Consider the following 392-nt stretch of genomic DNA (forward strand, 5'->3'; position numbering starts at 1 on the left):
TTAGCATCAACAGCTTTGTAATAGCGTCTGCCCCGATTACGCTGAACTTCACGTGAGATCGTCGAAGGACTGCGATTCAGCGCAGTAGCTATCGCACGAATGCTCATTTTGGCTGACAAACCAGCTCGTATCTCCTCGCGCTCAGACAGTGTCAGGTGAGCTACAGCCCGCTTACGCTCATGGGGTTTTATGCCGCCAGTATCCCTTAACATAGTGAAGATCGTTCCGGGTTTTGAACCCAGGATATTCGCTATTTCACTGAAGCCTGTTCCGTTCTTCCATAGTTCAAAAACAGAGGCTTTTTCCTCTGCTGTAAATGTTCGTCTCATTCAAAAAACCTCCGCAACCCCATGTTTTCACATAACTGTTGCGTTGACCAATTGAATCTACAG

1 protein-coding gene is annotated in these 392 nt (G+C 47.2%); it reads right to left on the minus strand.

Translation table 11 applies throughout. The features are described from left to right. Positions 1–329 (minus strand): helix-turn-helix domain-containing protein (locus OGY13_RS00205; RefSeq protein WP_072001105.1); only part of this gene is annotated, 329 nt, incomplete at its 3' end. Between the last annotated feature and the right edge of the window lie 63 nt (positions 330–392).

This window comes from Citrobacter sp. Cpo045, assembly GCF_030332875.1.
Classification (GTDB): Bacteria; Pseudomonadota; Gammaproteobacteria; order Enterobacterales; family Enterobacteriaceae; genus Citrobacter; species Citrobacter portucalensis.